The sequence below is a fragment of the Streptomyces longisporoflavus genome (genome assembly GCF_014649775.1).
Taxonomy (GTDB): Bacteria; Actinomycetota; Actinomycetes; order Streptomycetales; family Streptomycetaceae; genus Streptomyces; species Streptomyces longisporoflavus.
On the sequence record NZ_BMTR01000001.1, the window covers coordinates 291245 to 310417 of the forward strand.

A 19173-nucleotide genomic window follows, 5' to 3' on the forward strand; every position below is an offset into this window, starting at 1 on the left:
GCCGGGCCGAACCTCACCTGCCCTGCCCGGAGCGCGGAACTCTTTCGTCCATCCTCGGCCCCTTCTACGATCAGCGAGATTTGATCACTTCCGATCAAGTTGATGCCATCAATGGGGGGTCTAGTGTTCAGAGTTCGCCGAGTCGCGTTCAGATCGGCCGTCGCTTTCGCTCTGACCTGTGCAGTGTCGGTAGCGGCCGCGCCCGCGCAGGCCGAGTCCGTCCCCGCAACCTGCGGCGCGATTCCCGACACCGGTGAGCTGACCGTCGCACAGGTGCCGACAGGAACGCTGACGCGGGACTGCGACCTGACCGGGCGCACAGTCGTCCACGACGGGATGGGGGTGGCGATCCCCGCCCGTGGCGAGACCGTGCGGATCGAGGCGGTGGGCGCGCGGGACGCCGGCGCACATGGCTTCTCGCTGGGCGTCACCGAACAGGGCGCCGTGTTCTACGAGTTGGACAGCCCGGAGGGCGTCGGCGGAGCCGCCGGGACGAAGAAGCAGGCTGACGGCAACGCTCGGGCAGCGGCCCCCGCGGCCTGCTCGGACAACCTGTTGCTCCCGTGGGACTGGGAGGACTTCGACTACTACGAGTGGTACATCGGCGACGGCGGCATGCCGGGAGGGCTGTCGAAGGCCAATGCCATCACTGCCTTCAAAGACGCCATCAACAACATCACCGGCGGCTACAACGACTGCGGCATAGCCGACACCATAGACGCCGGACACCGGTACAAGGGCGCCACGACCTACGAGGCGGACATCGGCAGCGACGGCTACTGCACACCCCGCGACAAGCAGAGCACCTGGGACGCCGGCAACCTCGAGGCCGGGACCCTCGCCGCCACCTGCGGGTGGACGACCAACAGGGGTGGCAGCGACGACCTGATCGAGGCGGACGTGCGCTACAACACGACCGACTTCAATTTCACCAACAACCCCACCAGTTCGTGCACCTCGCACTACGACCTGCGCGCCGTGGGCACGCACGAAGCCGGCCACGTCTTCGGCCTCGACCATGCCCCCGCCGGGCACGACAATCTGACCATGACTCCCAGCATCGGGGCCTGCGACAAGAGCCTGCGCACACTGGGCAAGGGAGACATGCGAACCCTTGAGGCGATCTACTGAGAGCGAGGTTCTCCCGCCGATGAACCACCCGAGGCAGCTGCCCGTAACAATCGCCATGGCTTGCCTGCTGCTTTCCACGACTGCCTGTGGGGAGGAGAGCGGCGAAGGGCCCAAGTCGGATGCGGGAGGGCGCAATAAGGGGTCCGGTTCCTGCGCGCTTCAGTTCACGTACGAAGGCCGTACCTACAAGGACGTCGCCAACCTGCGATTCACCGCCACCACCAGGTTGGGCGATGCCACCCGGTCACCGTGCAACGACACGGGCGAGGAACCCGACTCCGGAGAGCAGCTCAAGAAGGAATCCGCCTACAAGATCTCGGGCGTCTCTCCGAGGGTCGCCATCGCGGTGGGTGACAACGCCAAGACGGCCAAGCTCTTCGCCGTGTACTCCGGGTCGAAGTTGCCGGAAGAGGTCAAGGAGCTGCGCTGAGCCGTGCGCGGTTCAGCCGTGTACACAGCTGTGAGCGGCATCAGGGCAGCGGGCCGCCGCGAGCCGTGATCCACAGGTCGTACCACTCCTCGTGGGTCAGTTCCGGTTCGCGGCGTGCCGCGTCCCGGCAGGCGAGGATGCGTTCGGGGCGGCTGGTGCCGATGACCGGGGCGATGCCTGCCGGGTGCCGTTGCAGCCACCACAGCAGGATCGTCTCCGGGGTCGTGTGCTTGCGGGCGGCGAGGTCGGTGACGAGCCGGGCGGTCGGTGAGTCGCCGCCGGAGGTGAAGCGGCCCCTGGCGAGAGATCCCCAGGCCTGCAGCTGGATGCCGTTGGCGGTGCAGTACTCGAGTGTGCCGTGCGGGAATCCGTTGTCCGCCGCCGCCGGGGTGTTCACGAGCACGCCGGACTCGACCCAGTCGCGGCGCTCCAGGCTCATCTCCAGCTGGTTGGCGACCAGCGGTACGTCGAGGTGTGCCTGGAGACGCGTGATCTGCGCGGCGCTCATGTTCGACACGCCGAAGCGCCGTACGAGGCCCTGTCCGTGCAGAGAGGCCAGCGCCCCGGCGATCTCCTCCGGCGCGGTCAGCGGGTCGGGCCGGTGCAGGAGCAGTACGTCGATCACGTCGGTGCGCAGCCGGGTGAGGCTCTCCTCGACGCGCCGGACGATGCTCGCTCCCCGCAGGTCGTACAGACCGGGCCGGTCGCCGTCGGCGAGGCGGATGCCGCACTTGGTCTGCAGGACGATGCGCTCGCGCAGCCCCGGTGCTCGGTCGAGGACTTCGCCGAAGACCGCCTCGGCCTTGCCGTGCCGGTAGATGTCGGCGTGGTCGAACACCGTGATGCCGGCTTCGAGGGCCGCCTCCACGGCGGCCTCGGCGATGGTGATGTCCTCGGCGGTGTAGGGCGTGGTGTCCCAGGCACCGCCGAGCCCCATGCATCCGTACACCAGCCGGCTGGTGCGTACGTCGGTGTGCGATGCCATGTCGTCTCCTCCGCGTCAGGCCTTGCTGAACCCGGTCATCCTCGCTCAGGCGCGTGCTGGTCCGGCGGCCATGGCGAGGAGTTGGTCCTTGCTGATGACATCGGCGCGGGTGGACGGGACCGTGCAGGCGTACGCACCGGCGATCGCGCCGTAGCGGGCGCACGTCCGCGGAGCTTCGCCGGCCAGCCAGCCGAAGAGATAGCCCGAGGCGAAGGCGTCACCGGCGCCGTTGGAGTCCACCACCGGCGCGGGCGGGGGGACGGTCGGTACGTGGGTCAGGTCTCCGTCGACGAGCAGGTGGGCCCCTTCGGCTCCCGCCGTCGCGATGATTGCCCGGGCCCGGCCCTTCGCGGCGATCTGCCGCATGGTCTTCTCCGGGTCCTTCAGGGCTGTGGTCGAGAGGAAGACGAGGTCGGCCTCGTGGGCGAAGGCCTCGTGGTAGGTCTCGTGGCCGTCCCAGTTGTGCAGGTCGGTCGAGATGGTCACTCCCTTGGCGCGCAGCGTGGGCAGGGCGAAGGCGCAGGGGTAGGTGAGGGAGACATGGGCGTGCCGGCTGACGGCCGCGAGGGGTTCGATCACCTCCGGGGGCAGCCGGTCGGCTTCCATGGAGCGGCTGTTGTCGTACAGCGAGAGGCGTCGTCCGTCGGGCCCCACGAGGTTCACCGCGCGCTTGGTGCCGCCGCGCTGGGGCACTTCGGTGAACGCGATGCCCCGCTCGCGGTGGAGCGCGCGGACCAGGTCGCCCTCGTGGTCGTCGCCGATCAGGTCGATGTGGTGAGTGCGCAGCCCCAGGGCCTGGACCCCCATCGCCACGAAGTCGCCGGTCTGCCCCGCGCGCATGTCGATCGCGGGCACCATGTAGCTGTCGGCGTAGGGGAGCGGAAGCTCGGGAACGTAGACGATCGAGTCCACGCCCGCGCCGCCGAGCACCAGGACGTCGATCTCCGGGGGCGGCGACTGCCGCGGGCTAGACAGAGCGCTGCTCCGGTCGGCCGGAGGCGGTCGAGTCGCGGACCACCAGTTCCGGCATGAAGAGGAACTCGCTGTGCGGGGCGGGGGTGCCGCCGATCTCCTCCAGGAGGGTGCGGACCGAGGCCTGGCCCATCGCCTGGACCGGCTGGCGGATGGTGGTCAGCGGGGGATCGGTGAAGGCGATGAGCGGGGAGTCGTCGTAGCCCACCACCGAGATGTCGCGCGGGACGTGCAAGTTCCGTTCACGGGCGGCCCGGACGGCGCCGAGCGCCATCATGTCGCTGGCGCACACGATCGCGGTGCAGCCCCGGCCGATCAGCGTGCCGGCCGCGGCCTGGCCGCCCTCCAGGGTGTAGAGGGAGTGCTCGATGAGCTGCTCGGAGTCCGCGGGCGACATGCCCAGGCGTTCGCGCATGCCGATCTGGAAGCCCTCGATCTTGCGCAGCACGGGCACGAAACGCTTGGGGCCGACCGCGAGCCCGATGCGGGTGTGGCCGAGGGAGGCCAGGTGCGTGACGGCGAGGCGGGCCGCCGCCCGGTCGTCGGTGGAGACGAAGGGGGCCTGCACCTTGGGGGAGAAGCCGTTGACCAGGACGAAGGGCACACCCTTGCCGCGCAGCAGCTCGTAGCGCTCCATGTCGGCGGTGGTGTCGGCGTGCAGGCCGGAGACGAAGATGATCCCGGAGACGCCGCGGTCCACCAGCATCTCGGTGAGCTCGTCCTCGGTGGAGCCGCCGGGTGTCTGGGTGGCCAGGACCGGTGTGTAGCCCTGGCGGGTCAGGGCCTGGGCGATGACCTGGGCGAGCGCGGGGAAGATCGGGTTGTCAAGCTCGGGTGTGATCAGGCCGATCAGGCCGGCGCTGCTGCGCTGCCGCAGCCGCGTGGGTCGTTCGAAGCCGAGCATGTCCAGGGCGGCGAGGACGGATTCGCGGGTGGCCGCTGCGACGCCGGGCTTGCCGTTGAGCACACGGCTGACGGTGGCTTCGCTCACCCCCGCCTGCGCTGCGATGTCGACGAGCCGTGCGGTCATGCAGGGACTGTATCGGTGATCTGCCGGATTGCACACCGCTTGTGAAAGCTTGCAGAAAGCGCCGGATCTGCAAGCGTCTTGCGGGGGAAAGGCCCGGTGCGCGGACGCATGCCCGCACCTCAGGGGCCTGTCAAGCGCAGCAAGCGCAACCGTAAGGACACACAGCGGTAACGATCAGCAGAGCTTGCAGAAATTTCCCGCAAGGTCTTTCGGGCGCTTTTCAATCCTGTTACGTTCCCTGGCAACCCGGTGCCGCGTCGGTGCGGCTCGCAGGAGGCAGCTCTGTCGGGGGCTTCGCCTCCCCCTGTTCCGGGATCAGTTGAAGGAGTGCACATGCGGCGTGGCATAGCGGCCACCGCAATGGTCGGGGCCCTGGTTTTGACAGCGGCAGCGTGCGGTGGCGACGACGGTGACAGCGGCAAGAACAGCTCGGGCAAGCTGTCCGGCACCGTCACGTTCTGGGACACCTCGAACGACGCGGAGAAGGGGACCTACGAGAAGCTCGCCAAGGGCTTCGAGAAGCTCCACCCCGACGTCAAGGTCAACTACGTGAGCGTCGCGTTCGGCGAGGCCAACGCCAAGTTCAAGAACGCCGCGGGCGGCAACTCCGGCGCCCCCGACGTGATGCGCACCGAGGTCGCCTGGGTCGCGGACTTCGCCAATCTGGGCTACCTCGCCCCGCTGGAGGGCACCCCCGCCCTCGACAAGGCGGACGACTACCTCCCGCAGGCCGCGGCCAGCACCAAGTTCAAGGGCAAGACCTACGCGGCCCCGCAGACCATCGACACCCTGGCGCTCTTCTACAACAAGAAGATGCTCAAGGAAGCCGGTGTCGAGGCCCCCAAGACCTTCGACGAGGTGAAGAGCGCCGCGAAGAAGATCAAGTCGAAGTCCGGCAAGACCGGCCTCTACCTGCGCGGCGACGACCCGTACTACTACCTGCCGTACCTGTACGGCGAGGGCGGCGACCTCCTCGACACCAAGAACAAGAAGGTCACCGTCGACGACCCCGAGGGCGCGGCGGCCTTCAAGGTCATGAAGGACCTGGTCGACTCCAAGGCGGCCACCACCGACGCCAGCGACGGCTACAACAACCAGCTCAACGCCTTCAAGGACGGCGACGTCGCGATGGCCCTCGACGGACCCTGGTCCATCGAAGGCGCCCTGCAGGGCAAGGAGTTCAAGGGCGACAAGGACAACCTCGGCATCGCCCCGGTCCCCGGCGGCAGCGACCGCCAGGCCTCCCCGCAGGGCGGCTGGAACCTCGCGGCCTACGCGGGCTCCAAGAACCTCGACGCCAGCTACGAGTTCATCAAGTACATGAGCTCGGCCAAGGTGCAGCAGGAGACCACCGAGAAGCTGAGCCTGCTGCCCACCCGCACCTCCGTCTACGACGTGAAGTCCGTCAAGGACAACCAGATGGTGCAGTTCTTCAAGCCGGCCGTGGACAAGTCCGTGGAGCGGCCGTGGATCCCGCAGGCCAACGCCCTGTTCGAGCCGATCCGGCTGCAGATGGAGAAGGTGCTCAGCGGCAAGACCTCGCCCGACAACGGGGCGAAGGGTGTCGGCGACGCCTACCGCAAGCTGCTGAAGGACTACAAGTAAATGGCTGTTGACAGCAGCCGGTCTCTGGCCAAGGCCGCGGACGCTCCCGGCGCCCGCGGCCGCGGCCGGCGTACCGGCGACACCGGCAAGACCCCCGGACGGCTGCGCAGGTCGCTGTCCACCCACTGGTACGCCTGGGCCATGGTCGCCCCCGTGGTGGCCGTCATCGGCGTGATCATCGGCTATCCGCTGGTGCGGGGCCTGTACCTGTCGACGACCGACGCCAACGAGGCGAACGTCGAGCGCACCATCGGCATGAACCACATACCGGCGACCTACAAGTCCGTCGGCCTGGACAACTACACCGCCGTCCTCTCCGACGGCATCTTCTGGGACCGTCTCACCTGGACGATCGTCTGGACCGTGTCCTGCGTCGCGATCTCCTTCGGACTCGGCCTGGTCCTGGCCAACATGCTCAACCGCAAGCTGGCGGGGCGCTCCCTCTACCGGATGGCGCTGATCCTGCCCTGGGCGGTGCCGGCCTTCGTCTCCGTGTTCACCTGGCGCCTGCTGTTCAACGAGAAGAACGGCATCCTCAACAAGATCCTCGCCGGTGGCGGCATCGACGCGATCCCGTGGCTCAACGACCCCACCTGGGCCAAGCTCTCGGTGATCACGGTCAACGTCTGGCTCGGCGTCCCCTTCATGCTGGTCGCCATGCTCGGCGGACTCCAGTCCATCCCCGGCGAGCTCTACGAAGCCGCGGAGATGGACGGCGCGAACGCCTGGCAGCGCTTCCGGCACATCACCCTGCCGGGCCTGCGCACCGTCAGCAGCACCGTGATCCTGATTAGCGGCATCTGGACCTTCAACATGTTCCCGGTGATCTTCCTGCTCACCCGGGGCGGTCCGGGAGACGCCACCGAGATCCTGGTGACGTACGCCTACCGGCTCTCGTTCGTCGTCAGCCCGCGCGACTTCGCGGGATCCGCGGCCTGGGGCGTCATCATCCTGGCCCTCCTTTCGCTCTTCGCGGTCGTCTACCGCCGCGCGCTCCGCAAGCAGGGAGAAGTGTGGTGACCACCATGACCGACACGAACACCCCGTCGACCCCGTCGACCCCGTCGACCCCGGCGAAGACCCCGCCCCCAAGCCGTCCCCGGAAGACCAGGGCGCGCGGCGAACGCGGGCCGCTGGCATCCGTCGCGCTGCACGCGGCCCTGCTGATCGCCTCGGCCACCGCGGTGCTCCCGCCGCTGTGGCTGCTCGTCACCTCGTTCAAGCCGACGAGCGAGGCGTTCTCCACCGACCTGGTCAAGGACTTCACGTTTCGCAACTACGACCACGTCGTCAACGACACCGAGTTCCTGAACTGGCTCGGCAACTCCCTGCTCGTCGTGGGACTGACCACGGTCATCGGCGTCTTCATCTCCGCGACCACCGGTTATGCCGTCAGCCGCTTCAAGTTCCCCGGCATGCGGCCCCTGATGTGGCTGCTGCTGATCACCCAGATGTTCCCCGTCGCGGTGCTCATCGTGCCGCTGTACAACCTCCTGGCGAGCCTGGGCCTGCTCAACCAGCCCGTCGGCCTGGTCGTCACCTATCTGACCATCGCCGTGCCGTTCTGCGCCTGGATGATGAAGGGGTACTTCGACACCATCCCGGTGGAGATCGACGAAGCGGGGCGCGTGGACGGGCTCAATCCGTTCGGCACCTTCTGGCGGCTCATCGTGCCGCTGGCCAAGCCAGGGCTCGCCGTCACCGGCTTCTACAGCTTCATCACCGGCTGGGCCGAGGTCGCCTACGCATCCGCCTTCATGACCGGCGAGGAGAACCTCACCCTGGCGGGCGGCCTGCAGACCTTCGTCAACCAGTACACCAGCGACTGGGGCTCGCTGACCGCGTCGGCCGTGATCGTCGCGGTGCCCGCCGCGGTGATCTTCGGCTTCGTGCAGCGCCACCTCGTCTCCGGCCTGACGGCCGGCGCGACGAAGTCCTGACACGACACACACGACGCACACCCCCCCCCTCGCACTCGACCCTCTCGATCTCAGGGAAGACATGACCCAGCATCTCGCTGCCCCTGCAGCCCCCGCCTCCGGCATCGACACGGACTGGTGGCGTGGCGCGGTGATCTACCAGGTCTACCCGCGCAGCTTCGCCGACGGCAACGGTGACGGAATGGGTGACCTGGACGGCATCCGAGCCCGCCTTCCCTACCTCAGGGACCTGGGCGTCGACGCCGTCTGGCTCAGCCCCTTCTACTCCTCGCCGCAGGCCGACGCCGGCTACGACGTCGCCGACTACCGCGCGATCGACCCGATGTTCGGCAGCCTCCTCGACGCCGACGCCCTGCTGCGGGATGCCCACGACCTGGGCCTGCGCATCATCGTCGACCTGGTGCCCAACCACTCGTCCGACCGGCACGACTGGTTCCGGCGCGCCCTGCGCGAGGGCCCCGGCTCACCCCTGCGCGAGCGCTACCACTTCAGGGCCGGCAAGGGCGAGAACGGCGAACTGCCGCCCAACGACTGGGAGTCCGTCTTCGGCGGCCCGGCCTGGACGCGGGTCGAGGACGGCGAGTGGTACCTGCACCTCTTCGCGCCCGAGCAGCCCGACTTCAACTGGGACCACCCCGCCGTCCACGACGAGTTCCGCTCGATCCTGCGTTTCTGGCTCGACATGGGCGTGGACGGCTTCCGCGTCGACGTGGCCCACGGCCTGGTCAAGGCCGATGGGCTGCCCGACATCGGCGTGCACGACCAGCTCAAGCTCCTGGGCAACGATGTCATGCCGTTCTTCGACCAGGACGGTGTGCACGAGATCTACCGCAGCTGGCGCAAGGTCCTCACCGAGTACGCGGGCGAGAAGATCCTCGTCGCCGAGGCATGGACCCCCACCGTCGAGCGCGCCGCCGCCTATGTCCGCCCGGACGAGATGCACCAGGCCTTCAACTTCCAGTACCTGGGCACGCACTGGGACGCGGCCGAGCTGCGCGAGGTCATCGATGTGTCGCTGGCCGCGATGCGTCCCGTCGGCGCCCCGGCCACCTGGGTGCTCTCCAACCACGACGTCACACGGCACGCCACGCGGTTCGCCAACCCGGCCGGGCTCGGCACCCAGCTGCGCACCGCCGGCGACCGCGCGCTCGGCCTGCGCCGCGCCCGCGCCGCGACCCTGCTGATGCTGGCGCTGCCCGGCTCCGCGTACGTCTACCAGGGCGAGGAGCTCGGTCTGCCCGACGTCACCGACCTGCCCGACGAGGTGCGCCAGGACCCCTCGTTCCACCGCGCGAGCGGCCAGGACGGCTTCCGCGACGGCTGCCGGGTGCCCATCCCGTGGACCACCGACGGCTCCAGTTACGGATTCGGCGCGGGCGGCAGCTGGCTTCCGCAGCCCGCGGGCTGGGGCGAGCTCAGTGTCCAGGCGCAGACCGGCGACCCCGACTCGACCCTGGAGCTCTACCGCAGCGCGCTCGCCGTACGGCGGACGCAGCCCGGGCTCGGCGCGGGCGATTCGCTGGAGTGGCTGGAGGCCCCCGACGGGGTGCTTGCCTTCCGCCGCGAGGGCTTCGTGTGCACGGCCAACACCACCGGCTCGGCGGTGACGATCCCGGCCCCCGGCCGTGTTCTGCTCGCAAGCGCCGGGGTGGAGGCGGCGGACGGCAAGGTCGAGCTGCCGGCCGACACCACCGTCTGGTGGGCGGTGTGACCCTGTCCGTGCCGCGGTCCGCCGACCGGACGGACGGGGGAGACCGGTCGGAGCGGGGCGCCCCGCGGCTCGCGGACATCGCGGCCCAGGCCGGCGTCAGCGAAGCCACCGCGAGCCGGGTGCTGAACGGCAAGCCGGGGGTGGCCGCCGGCACCCGGCGCCGGGTGCTCGCCGCCCTGGACGTCCTCGGCTACGAGCGGCCGGTACGGATCAAGCGGCACAGCGCCGGTCTGGTCGGCCTGGTCATCCCCGAGCTCAGCAACCCGATCTTCCCCGCGTTCGCACAGGTCGTCGAGCAGGTCCTGTCCGGGCACGGCTACACGCCGATGCTGTGCACCCAGATGCCGGACGGGGCCAGCGAGGACGAGTTGGTCGAGCAGCTGGAGGAGCGCCGGGTCAGCGGCATCGTCTTCCTCTCGGGGCTGCACGCCGACACGACGGCCGATCCCACGCGGTATCTCGAACTGCACGCCCGCGGTGTGCCGTTCGTGCTGATCAACGGCTACAACGAGCACATCCCGGTGTCCTTCGTCTCGCCCGACGACCGCGCGGCGGCACGGATGGCGGTGCGCCACCTCGTCGACCTGGGCCACCGGCGGATCGGCCTGGCCATCGGGCCCACCCGATACGTCCCCTCGCTGCGCAAGGCGGAGGGGTTCACGGCCGCGCTGCACGAGCTGCTCGGCGTGGAGCGGGCGGAGGCCGAACAGCTGGTGCAGCGCACGCTGTTCACGGTCGAAGGCGGGCACGCGGCGGCCAGCGCCCTGCTCGACCAGGGGTGTACGGCGATGGTGTGCGGCAGCGACATGATGGCCCTCGGTGCCGTACGGGCGGTGCGCGAGCGCGGCCTGTCGGTGCCCGGCGACGTCTCGGTGGTCGGCTTCGACGACTCGCCCCTGATCGCGTTCACGGACCCGCCGCTGACGACGGTGCGCCAGCCGGTGCAGGCCATGGCGAGCGCCGCGGTGGGCGCGCTGCTCGAGGAGCTGCACGGAAACCCCGTACAGCACACGGAGTTCGTCTTCCAGCCGGAGCTCGTGGTGCGCGGCTCCACGGCGCAGCCGCCGCGCCGAGAAGACGTCGGCAAGGCGCCGGCAACGCACTGAGAGGGAGGCGCCCGGCGCCTGCCCCTGTTCGGGGCAGCGGGGTCTTGAGGTGGCGCCGGGGCCTGCCCGTCCCATGCCCCGGTCCGAACGGCCGGGCGCGTGGGGCCCGTTGTCCGGGTCCCCCGGCCGTCCGGACCGGAGTCGTGGTTGAACGTAACACCGCCGCAATGTCTTGCGAAAGGTTTTGCGGCGTATGAACTCCCGGAATCCCGCATCTGACACGAGAGTGTGCGCGGAGGGTTGACCGGGGTTCCCGGGGGTCGTACGGTCTCGACCGAAATCGGCGTTGAAATGTTTCTGCAACATCCTTCAACGGCCTTACGGGCACGGCGCGTTGCCGGACAAGGTCACACCTCACTCATGCAGGAGGCCCTTCATGGCTGGCCGGAAGTCCAGAGTCCGCAGACCGCTCGCCGCCGCCCTCGCCCTGGTGGCGGGCGCCGCGGGCGGCATCGTCGCCGGAGCCCCGCAGGCACAGGCGGCCCCGCCCGGCAGCAAGGACGTCACCGCCGTGCTCTTCGAGTGGAAGTTCTCTTCGGTGGCCAAGGCGTGCACACAGCAGCTCGGCCCTGACGGCTACGGCTACGTCCAGGTCTCTCCGCCCCAGGAACGCATCCAGGGCGAGGCATGGTGGACCGCCTACCAGCCCGTCAGCTACAAGATAGGCAGCCGGCTCGGCGACCGGAGCGCGTTCAAGAACATGGTCGACACCTGCCACAAGGCCGGGGTGAAGGTCGTCGCCGACGCGGTGATCAATCACATGACCAACGCCTCCGGCACCGGCTCGGCCGGCTCCGCGTTCACCAAGTACGACTACCCGGGCACCTACTCGGGCGCCGACATGGACAACTGCCGCTCGCACATCAGCAACTACCAGGACCGCTGGAACGTCCAGAACTGCGAGCTGGGCGGCCTCGCCGACCTCGACACCGGCGAGGAGTACGTGCGGGGCAGGATCGCCGCCTACCTCAACGACCTGCTGTCCCTCGGTGTCGACGGGTTCCGGGTGGACGCGGCCAAGCACATTCCCGTGGACGACATGAAGAACATCAAGTCCCGGCTGACCAGACCCGGCGCCTACTTCAAGCAGGAGACGATCTACGGCTCGGGTGAAGCGGTCTCCCCGAGCGAGTACACCGCCACCGGCGACCCCCAGGAGTTCCGCTACGGCTGGGACCTGAAGCGCGTCTTCAACGACGAGAAACTCGCCTACCTCAAGAACTACGGCGAGGGCTGGGGCTACCTGCCCAGCGGCTCGGCCGCCGTCTTCGTCGCCAACCACGACACCGAACGGCACGGCCAGACCCTCAGCTACAAGGACGGCGCGAACTACACCCTCGCCCACGTCTTCATGCTGGCCCTGCCCTACGGCGCCCCGGACGTGCACTCCGGCTACGAGTTCAGCAACGCCGACGCCGGACCGCCCAACGGCGGCCAGGTCAACGCCTGCTACAGCGACGGCTGGAAGTGCCAGCACGCCTGGCCCGAGATCAAAAGCATGGTCAAGTTCCGCAACACCGCCCGCGGGACGGCCATGACCAACTGGTGGGACAACGGCAACGACGCCATCGCGTTCGGCCGCGGCGACAAGGCCTACGCCGTCATCAACCACGAGGGGTCCACGATCGACCGGACCTTCCAGACGTCCCTCGCCGCGGGCAGCTACTGCGACGTCCAGAGCGGCAGGAGCGTCACCGTCAACGGCTCCGGCCAGTTCACGGCCGCCGTGGCGCCGAACACCGCCCTCGCCCTGCACACGGGGGCCAGGAACTGCTGAGGGGCGCGCGCCCCGCGTGACCGGCCGCCCGGCTCTCGCTTCCCCGCCGCCGGGCGGCCCTGCTCGTACCTCCCCCACCACGCTTTCACCCCGCCATTCCCTCGATTCCCGCCATCCCCGTCATCCCCGTCATTCATCCGCAAGGAGAACCACCCTTGACCGGCTCCCCGCGTCGCACCGCCGCGATCACGGCCCTCGCCCTGCTGGCCGCGGTCGCACCCCTGACGCCCTCGGCCACCGCGGCACCGCAGGCACTGGCCGCGGCCGATGCGCCCGCCGACCTCGACCTGTCCAAGTCCGCGGCGCAGTGGATCGACGAGAACACCCTCGCCTGGGACGTCCGAGGTGACGCCGCCTCCACGGAGCTGGTCCACGCCCGCGACGGCCACCTGACCGTCAAGGACGGCGAACTCGCCGGCGAGGGGCGGCGGATCCGCCTCACCCCCGCCGCGGGCGGCCTCACCGACGCCCAGCGCGAGAAGTACCCGCACCTGAAGGGGTACGCGGCCTTCACCGTCGACCCGCGCGACCGCGACCAGATCCGCGCCGCCCTCACCGGCCAGCTCGTGGCCGTCCGCAGCAGCGAGGACGGCACCCTGCTGGCCGCCACCGGCGTCCAGACGCAGGGCGTACTCGACGACCTCTACAGCGCCAGGGCCACCAAGGCCACCCTCGGCCCGCACTTCCGGGACGGTCGCCCCACCCTGGCCGTGTGGGCGCCCACCGCCCAGTCCGTCGGCCTGGAACTCGACGGCAAGCGAGTGGCGATGCGGCGCGACGACGCCAGCGGCGTGTGGTCCGTCACCGGCGCCCGCAGCTGGTCGGGCAAGCAGTACCGGTACGTCGTGAAGGTGTGGGCGCCCAGCGTCCGGAAGGTCGTCACCAACAAGGTCACCGATCCGTACTCCACCGCGCTGACCGCCGACTCGGAGCGCAGCCTCGCCGTCGACCTGGGGGATCCGAAGCTCGCCCCCAAGGGCTGGGCGCGGCTGAAGAAGCCCGAGGCGACGCCGTTGCGTGACGCGCAGATCCAGGAACTACACATCCGCGACTTCTCCGTCGAGGACCGCACGGCCAAGCACCCCGGCAAGTACCTCGCCTTCACGGACACGGCCTCCGACGGCATGAAGCACCTGCGCAAGCTGGCCAAGGCCGGCACCTCCTACGTGCACCTGCTGCCCGCCTTCGACATCGGCACCATCCCGGAACGCGCCGCCGATCAGGCAAAGCCCGACTGCGATCTGACGGCGCCCGCCCCGGACTCCGAGGAGCAGCAGGCCTGCGTCACCAAATCCGCCGCCAAGGACGCCTACAACTGGGGCTACGACCCCCTGCACTACACCGTGCCCGAGGGCAGTTACGCGAGCGACCCCGCCGGGACCCGCCGTACGGTCGAGTTCCGGGAGATGGTCCAGGGCCTCAACGGCTCCGGCCTTCGCACCGTGATGGACGTCGTCTACAACCACACCGTCGCAGGCGGCCAGGCCGACAAGTCGGTCCTCGACAAGATCGTGCCCGGCTACTACCAGCGGCTCCTCGCCGACGGCACCGTGGCCACCTCCACCTGCTGCGCCAACACCGCCCCCGAGAACGCCATGATGGGCAAACTCGTGGTCGACTCCCTGGTGACCTGGGCGAGGGAGTACAAGGTCGACGGTTTCCGCTTCGACCTGATGGGACACCACCCCAAGGCCAACATCCTGGCCGTCCGCAAGGCCCTGGACGCGCTGACCCCCAAGAAGGACGGCGTCGACGGGAAGAACATCGTCCTGTACGGCGAGGGCTGGAACTTCGGCGAGATCGCCGACGACGCCCGCTTCGTCCAGGCCACCCAGAAGAACATGGCGGGCACGGGCATCGCCACCTTCTCCGACCGGGGCCGCGACGCGGTGCGCGGCGGCGGCCCCTTCGACGGGGACCCCGGCGTGCAGGGCTTCGCCAGCGGACTGTTCACCGACCCCAACACCTCGAAGGCCAACGGCACCCCCGCCGAGCAGAAAACCCGGCTCCTGCACTACCAGGACCTGATCAAGGTGGCTCTGACCGGCAACCTCGCCGACTACACGTTCACCGACTCCGCCGGCAAGCGCGTCAAGGGCTCCGAGGTCGACTACAACGGCGCCCCGGCCGGATACGCGGCCACCCCCGGCGACGCCCTGTCCTACGCCGACGCCCACGACAACGAATCGCTCTACGACGCTCTCGCCTTCAAGCTGCCCGCGGACACCACGGCCGCCGAGCGCTCCCGCATGCAGGTGCTCGCGATGGCGACCGCCACCCTGGCCCAGGGCCCGTCCCTCTCCCAGGCGGGCAGCGACCTGCTGCGCTCCAAGTCCCTTGACCGCAACTCCTACGACAGCGGCGACTGGTTCAACGCCCTGCACTGGGACTGCCGGGACGGCAACGGCTTCGGGCGCGGCCTGCCGCCGGCCGCCGACAACAAGGACAAGTGGACCTACGGAAAGCCGCTGCTGACGTCCGCGTCCCTGACTCCTGGCTGTGCGGCGATCAACGGCACGTCGGCCGCCTACCGGGACCTGGTGAAGCTGCGTGCGAGTGAGCCCGCGTTCTCCCTGGCCACGGCCGGCCGGGTCCAGTCCCGGCTCTCCTTCCCGCTCTCGGGCACCCCGGCCGAGACCCCCGGCGTCATCACCATGGAGGTCGGCGACCTGGTGGTCGTGTTCAACGCGACCCCTCAGACGCAGCAGCAGCGCGTCAAGGCCCTGAAGGACACCGCGTACAGGCTGCACCCCGTCCAGACGAAGGGCGCCGATCCGGTGGTCAAGTCGTCCTCGTACGAGCGCGGTTCAGGCACCTTCAACGTGCCCGCACGGAGCGTCGCCGTCTTCGAGCGGGGCTGAGACCCGGGCTGCGGGACCGGCGCGGACGGTCCGTACCGCAAGGAGTCCCCGCGTAAATGTGTTGCCCGCGCCGGGGGCGGTTGTTAGCGTCCCGCAGGCGCGAGAGACGCGCTGTCACCGGACGGGGAGGTTGATGAATATGGCTGCCGCAAGCCTTCGTCAGCATGCCCTCGTCCGGCCCGCGCGATAACCGAGCGCGGACCGGGTCGTCACCACGAACGACCAGGAGAGACACATGTCTTCCCCTTCTTCACCCACACCCGCGCCCACATCTGCACCCGCGCCTGCCCACGCCGACGTGATCACCGAGCGGCTCGTCCTGCGGTCCTGGAGCATGAGCGAGGCCACCGCGGTTCTCGGCGACCACAGGTCCACGAACTGGGCGGACGACTTCCCCGCCGAAGGCGACCGTGTGGTCGCGGGCCTCTTCGACCAGTGCCCCCTCTGGCTCGGTGCCTACGGCCACCGTCTGGTCATCGAGCGCGAGAGCGGCCTGGTGGTGGGCTCGATCGGCCTGTTCTGGCCGCCCAGCGAGGGCGTCATCGAAATCGGCTACGGCATCGTGGCCTCGCGCCGCGGCCGGGGCTACGCCTCCGAGGCCACCAGGGCCCTGGTGGCGTACGCCCTCACCGCGCCGGACGTCCACACGGTGTCCGCCGACGTGGAACTGTCCAACCCGCCATCGGTCCGAGTCCTTGAGAAGGCAGGATTCCACCGGCAGTCCACCGACGGGGACGTGGCCAGGTACACCACCGTGCGGCCTGACCGCCCGCTCGGCTGATCCCGGCTGATCCCCGGGGGCCCTGGAGGCGATGCCTTCAGGGCCCCTGCCATATCTCGATAGGCAGGTGCATCTCGGTCAGCTCCTCGTCGGTGATCGGGGACAACTCGTTAAACGGGCATGCCCGGCGTCGCGGTCGGGACGGGCTCGGTGACTGACGCGCTCGGAGCGGCGGGGACGAGACGGTAGGAGTCGCCGTCGGGGATCACGTGGCCTGCCGTGGGCGGGGGGAAGTGGCTGCCGAGCAGCAGGGTCCGGGTGCCGGAGAGCGAGCCGAGGAGTTCATGGCGGGTCCTGGCCGCGGCCGCGGGGTCGATGTCCACGCAACTGCCCAGATCAGGGTGGACCAGTTGCACGGGGTGGTGGATGCAGTCGCCGGTGATGAGCGCGCTCTCGCCCCGACTGCTCAGTTCCACGGCCACCTGCCCCGGTGTGTGGCCCGGGGTGGGGCGGAGGCGGACACCGGGGGCGATCTCGGTGCCCTCTGCCGGTACGTCGACGAGGTCGAGCAGCCCCGCGTCCTTGATGGGATGTACGGAGTCCCGGAACATCTGCCGGCGGGCCTCGTCCATGTCGAAGCCGGCCCAGTGGTCCCATTCGGTGCGGGAGGTGAGGTAGCGGGCGTTGGGGAAGGTGGCCTCCCAACTGCCGTTCAGGTTCCGGGTGTTCCAGCCGACGTGGTCGGTGTGCAGGTGGGTGAGGATGACGAGATCCACCGTCTCGGGTGCGAACCCGGCTTCCGTCAGTCGCGTCAGGTAGTCGCTGTTCAGGTTGTCCCATGCGGGGTTGGCCCGCTGCTTGCCGTTGCCGATGCCGGTGTCGACGAGCACGCGCAGTCCGTCGACCTCGACCGCGAAGCTGTGGCTCGCCAGTCGCAGGACGCGCTGCTCGTCCGCGAAGTCCGGCTGCAGCCAGGGGGACCGGGCCACGACCTCCGGGGTGGCTTCGGGCAGCAGCCAGGGGCCTGTCTGCGGGGGCAGATGTACTTCGTCGATGCGGTGGACGGCGATGTCTCCCACGGTCCAGGTCGGTACGTCGGGAGTGGTGGCGGGGTGTTGCGGGACGGTGGGGCGCTGCGGGGTGGGCATATGGGGCTCCTCCGGGGGCGGGTCTCTGCACCTAAAAGCAATGGGTTTGCGTTAAGTCAACGTAGGGCCTATCGTCGCACTAACGCAAACCGTTAGCTTTTGAAGTCGAGAGGGCATCCATGGACACCGCCGGACTCACCCCGCAGGAGGCGGCCCGCACGGCCCTCCGGGCGGGCCTGCCGCTGGAGAGCGACCGTCACGAAGCTGTGGCGGCGACCGCCAACCACATCCACTCCGTCATCGCCACACTGCGGGAACTGGACTTCCGGGACACGCCCCCCGCGACGTCCTTCATGGCAGTCACGGCGGTCACGGCAGTCACGACCGGACAGGGGGACACCGATGCAGCCGTATGAGCTGTCACTCGCCGACGCCGCCCGGGCCGTGGCCGCGGGCGAGCTGTCGCCGGTCGAGTTGACCGATTCGGTCCTTGAGCGCATCGAATCGGTGGAAGCGCGCCTCCAGGCCTACGTCACCGTCGCCGCAGAATCCGCCAGGAAGGCGGCGGCCCGTGCCGAGCAAGAGATCGCCCGGGGCCGGCTGCGCGGTCCGTTGCACGGCATCCCGATGGGCCTGAAAGACCTGATCGACGCCGCCGGCCTGCCCACCACGGCAAGCTCCCGCGTCAGGGCGGACCATGTCGCCGACGGTGACAGTGCCGTCGCCGCCCGCCTGTCGGCGGCCGGTGCGGTGCTGCTCGGCAAGACCCACACCCACGAGTTCGCCTACGGCCTCACCACCCCGCAGACGCGCAACGCCCACGACCACAGCCGTGTCGCCGGCGGGTCGAGCGGCGGTTCGGCCGTCGCCGTCGCGGCGGGAGAGGCCACGTTCGCGCTGGGGACCGACACCGGCGGCTCGATCCGCGTGCCCGCGGCGCTGAACGGCGTGGTCGGCCTCAAGCCGACGTACGGACTGATCTCCCGGCAGGGCGTGACCTCGCTGTCCTGGTCCCTGGACCACGTCGGCCCCCTCACCCGCACGGTGCGGGACGCCGAGCTCGTCCTCGCCGCCCTCGACGGGCGTGACAGGCGCGAGCCGGGCGGTGTCTCCGCCGTCCCGGAGTCCGGTGACCTGACGGGGCTGCGGGTGGGCGTGCCGCGCAACTACTACTTCGAGCGCGTCAGCCCGGAGGTCGAAGAGAGCGTGCGCCGGGCCATCGGGCAGCTCCAGGAGCTGGGGGCCGAACTCGTCGAGGTCGAGATCCCGATGACGCGCTACATCCAGGCCGTCCAGTGGGGACTGATGGTCCCCGAGGCGACCTCGTACCACGAGGGGACGCTCCGCTCGACGCCCGATCTGTATGCGGCCGACGTACGCATCCTGCTGGAGGCGGGCGAGTTCGTGTCCGCCGGTGACTATCTCCGGGCCCAGCGCGCCAGGACGCTGATGCGCGACGCCTGGGCGCAGATGCTCGGTCGTGTCGACGTGATCGTCGCCCCGTCGGTGCCGATGACGGCGGTCGAGTCCGGTCAGGACAGCGTGCGGTGGGCGGACGGCACGGTGGAGGCCGTCTCCGACAGCTACGTCCGCCTCTCCGCACCGGCCAACATCACGGGTGTGCCGGCGCTGACGCTGCCCGTCGGCCGGGATCACGCGGGTATGCCGATCGGCATGCAGCTGATGGGGCGGCCCCTGGACGAAGCGACCGTCCTTCGGGCCGGACGCGCCTATGAGGTGGCCGCTGCCCGCTCCGATGCCGGGGCGGGACAGCTTGCTCCGGTCGCGGCGTGAGGGCGCGCCCCCGAGGCGCCTA

Annotated in this window: 15 protein-coding genes and 1 pseudogene; 12 read left to right on the forward strand and 4 right to left on the reverse strand. The window is 69.7% G+C overall.

Annotated features, from left to right (window positions below; all coding sequences use genetic code 11):
- Window positions 1–183: 183 nt before the first annotated feature.
- Together IE226_RS43900 and IE226_RS01385 are read left to right on the forward strand one after the other, a co-directional pair.
- Entirely contained in the window at window positions 184–1131 is a 948-nt protein-coding gene (locus IE226_RS43900; protein WP_229870299.1) for a matrixin family metalloprotease, read from the forward strand.
- Window positions 1132–1186: 55 nt separating this feature from the next.
- A complete protein-coding gene (locus IE226_RS01385; protein ID WP_190079053.1) occupies window positions 1187–1561 on the forward strand; it encodes a DUF6281 family protein in 375 nt (124 codons plus the stop codon).
- 40 nt (window positions 1562–1601) lie between these two features.
- On the opposite strand, the gene IE226_RS01390 is transcribed toward IE226_RS01385, so the two are convergent.
- Genes IE226_RS01390 through IE226_RS01400 form a run of 3 tightly spaced genes read right to left on the reverse strand, consistent with a single transcriptional unit; the run spans window position 1602 to window position 4548 of the window.
- Entirely contained in the window at window positions 1602–2546 is a 945-nt protein-coding gene (locus IE226_RS01390) for an aldo/keto reductase (protein ID WP_229870301.1), read from the reverse strand.
- A 45-nt stretch (window positions 2547–2591) separates the two neighbouring features.
- On the reverse strand, window positions 2592–3458 hold the full coding sequence (locus IE226_RS01395) for an adenosine kinase (RefSeq protein WP_373306840.1): 867 nt from the start codon (window positions 3456–3458) through the stop codon (window positions 2592–2594).
- A 55-nt stretch (window positions 3459–3513) separates the two neighbouring features.
- Entirely contained in the window at window positions 3514–4548 is a 1035-nt protein-coding gene (locus tag IE226_RS01400; protein WP_190079054.1) for a LacI family DNA-binding transcriptional regulator, read from the reverse strand.
- Window positions 4549–4881: 333 nt separating this feature from the next.
- On the opposite strand from IE226_RS01400, the gene IE226_RS01405 reads away from it, so the two are divergent.
- The 8 genes and pseudogenes from IE226_RS01405 (at window position 4882) to IE226_RS01440 (ending at window position 16329) form a co-directional block, all read left to right on the forward strand.
- Window positions 4882–6153, forward strand: coding sequence for an extracellular solute-binding protein (locus IE226_RS01405; RefSeq protein ID WP_190079055.1), 1272 nt, complete (start codon window positions 4882–4884; stop codon window positions 6151–6153).
- Complete coding sequence (locus tag IE226_RS01410; RefSeq protein ID WP_190079056.1) at window positions 6154–7173, forward strand: carbohydrate ABC transporter permease; 1020 nt, start codon at window positions 6154–6156, stop codon at window positions 7171–7173.
- 5 nt (window positions 7174–7178) lie between these two features.
- The gene (locus IE226_RS01415; protein ID WP_229870417.1) at window positions 7179–8093 is read left to right on the forward strand and encodes a sugar ABC transporter permease; all 915 of its coding nucleotides are present in this window, start codon (window positions 7179–7181) and stop codon (window positions 8091–8093) included.
- A 61-nt stretch (window positions 8094–8154) separates the two neighbouring features.
- Window positions 8155–9804: a glycoside hydrolase family 13 protein gene (locus IE226_RS01420; protein ID WP_190079057.1), complete on the forward strand. Its 1650-nt coding sequence runs from the start codon at window positions 8155–8157 to the stop codon at window positions 9802–9804.
- On the forward strand, window positions 9792–10910 hold the full coding sequence (locus tag IE226_RS01425; RefSeq protein WP_190079058.1) for a LacI family DNA-binding transcriptional regulator: 1119 nt from the start codon (window positions 9792–9794) through the stop codon (window positions 10908–10910). Before IE226_RS01420 ends, IE226_RS01425 begins: the two co-directional genes overlap by 13 nt.
- A 376-nt stretch (window positions 10911–11286) precedes the next feature.
- Window positions 11287–12684, forward strand: a pseudogene (locus IE226_RS01430) (alpha-amylase); the annotation flags it as partial.
- Between the two features lie 158 nt (window positions 12685–12842).
- The gene (gene pulA, locus IE226_RS01435) at window positions 12843–15548 is read left to right on the forward strand and encodes a pullulanase-type alpha-1,6-glucosidase (protein ID WP_308429381.1); all 2706 of its coding nucleotides are present in this window, start codon (window positions 12843–12845) and stop codon (window positions 15546–15548) included.
- Between the two features lie 235 nt (window positions 15549–15783).
- Window positions 15784–16329: a GNAT family N-acetyltransferase gene (locus IE226_RS01440; protein WP_190079060.1), complete on the forward strand. Its 546-nt coding sequence runs from the start codon at window positions 15784–15786 to the stop codon at window positions 16327–16329.
- A gap of 110 nt (window positions 16330–16439) precedes the next feature.
- Here IE226_RS01440 and IE226_RS01445 read toward each other — a convergent pair whose 3' ends face one another.
- Window positions 16440–17417 carry an MBL fold metallo-hydrolase gene (locus IE226_RS01445; RefSeq protein WP_190079061.1) on the reverse strand — a complete coding sequence of 326 codons (978 nt, stop codon included), beginning with the start codon at window positions 17415–17417 and terminating at the stop codon, window positions 16440–16442.
- Window positions 17418–17536: 119 nt separating this feature from the next.
- Between IE226_RS01445 and IE226_RS01450 the strand changes: the two genes are divergently transcribed.
- Both IE226_RS01450 and IE226_RS01455 read left to right on the forward strand, forming a co-directional pair.
- Window positions 17537–17773 carry a hypothetical protein gene (locus tag IE226_RS01450; RefSeq protein ID WP_190079062.1) on the forward strand — a complete coding sequence of 79 codons (237 nt, stop codon included), beginning with the start codon at window positions 17537–17539 and terminating at the stop codon, window positions 17771–17773.
- Window positions 17760–19151, forward strand: coding sequence for an amidase (locus tag IE226_RS01455; RefSeq protein ID WP_190079063.1), 1392 nt, complete (start codon window positions 17760–17762; stop codon window positions 19149–19151). Before IE226_RS01450 ends, IE226_RS01455 begins: the two co-directional genes overlap by 14 nt.
- Window positions 19152–19173 lie beyond the last annotated feature (22 nt).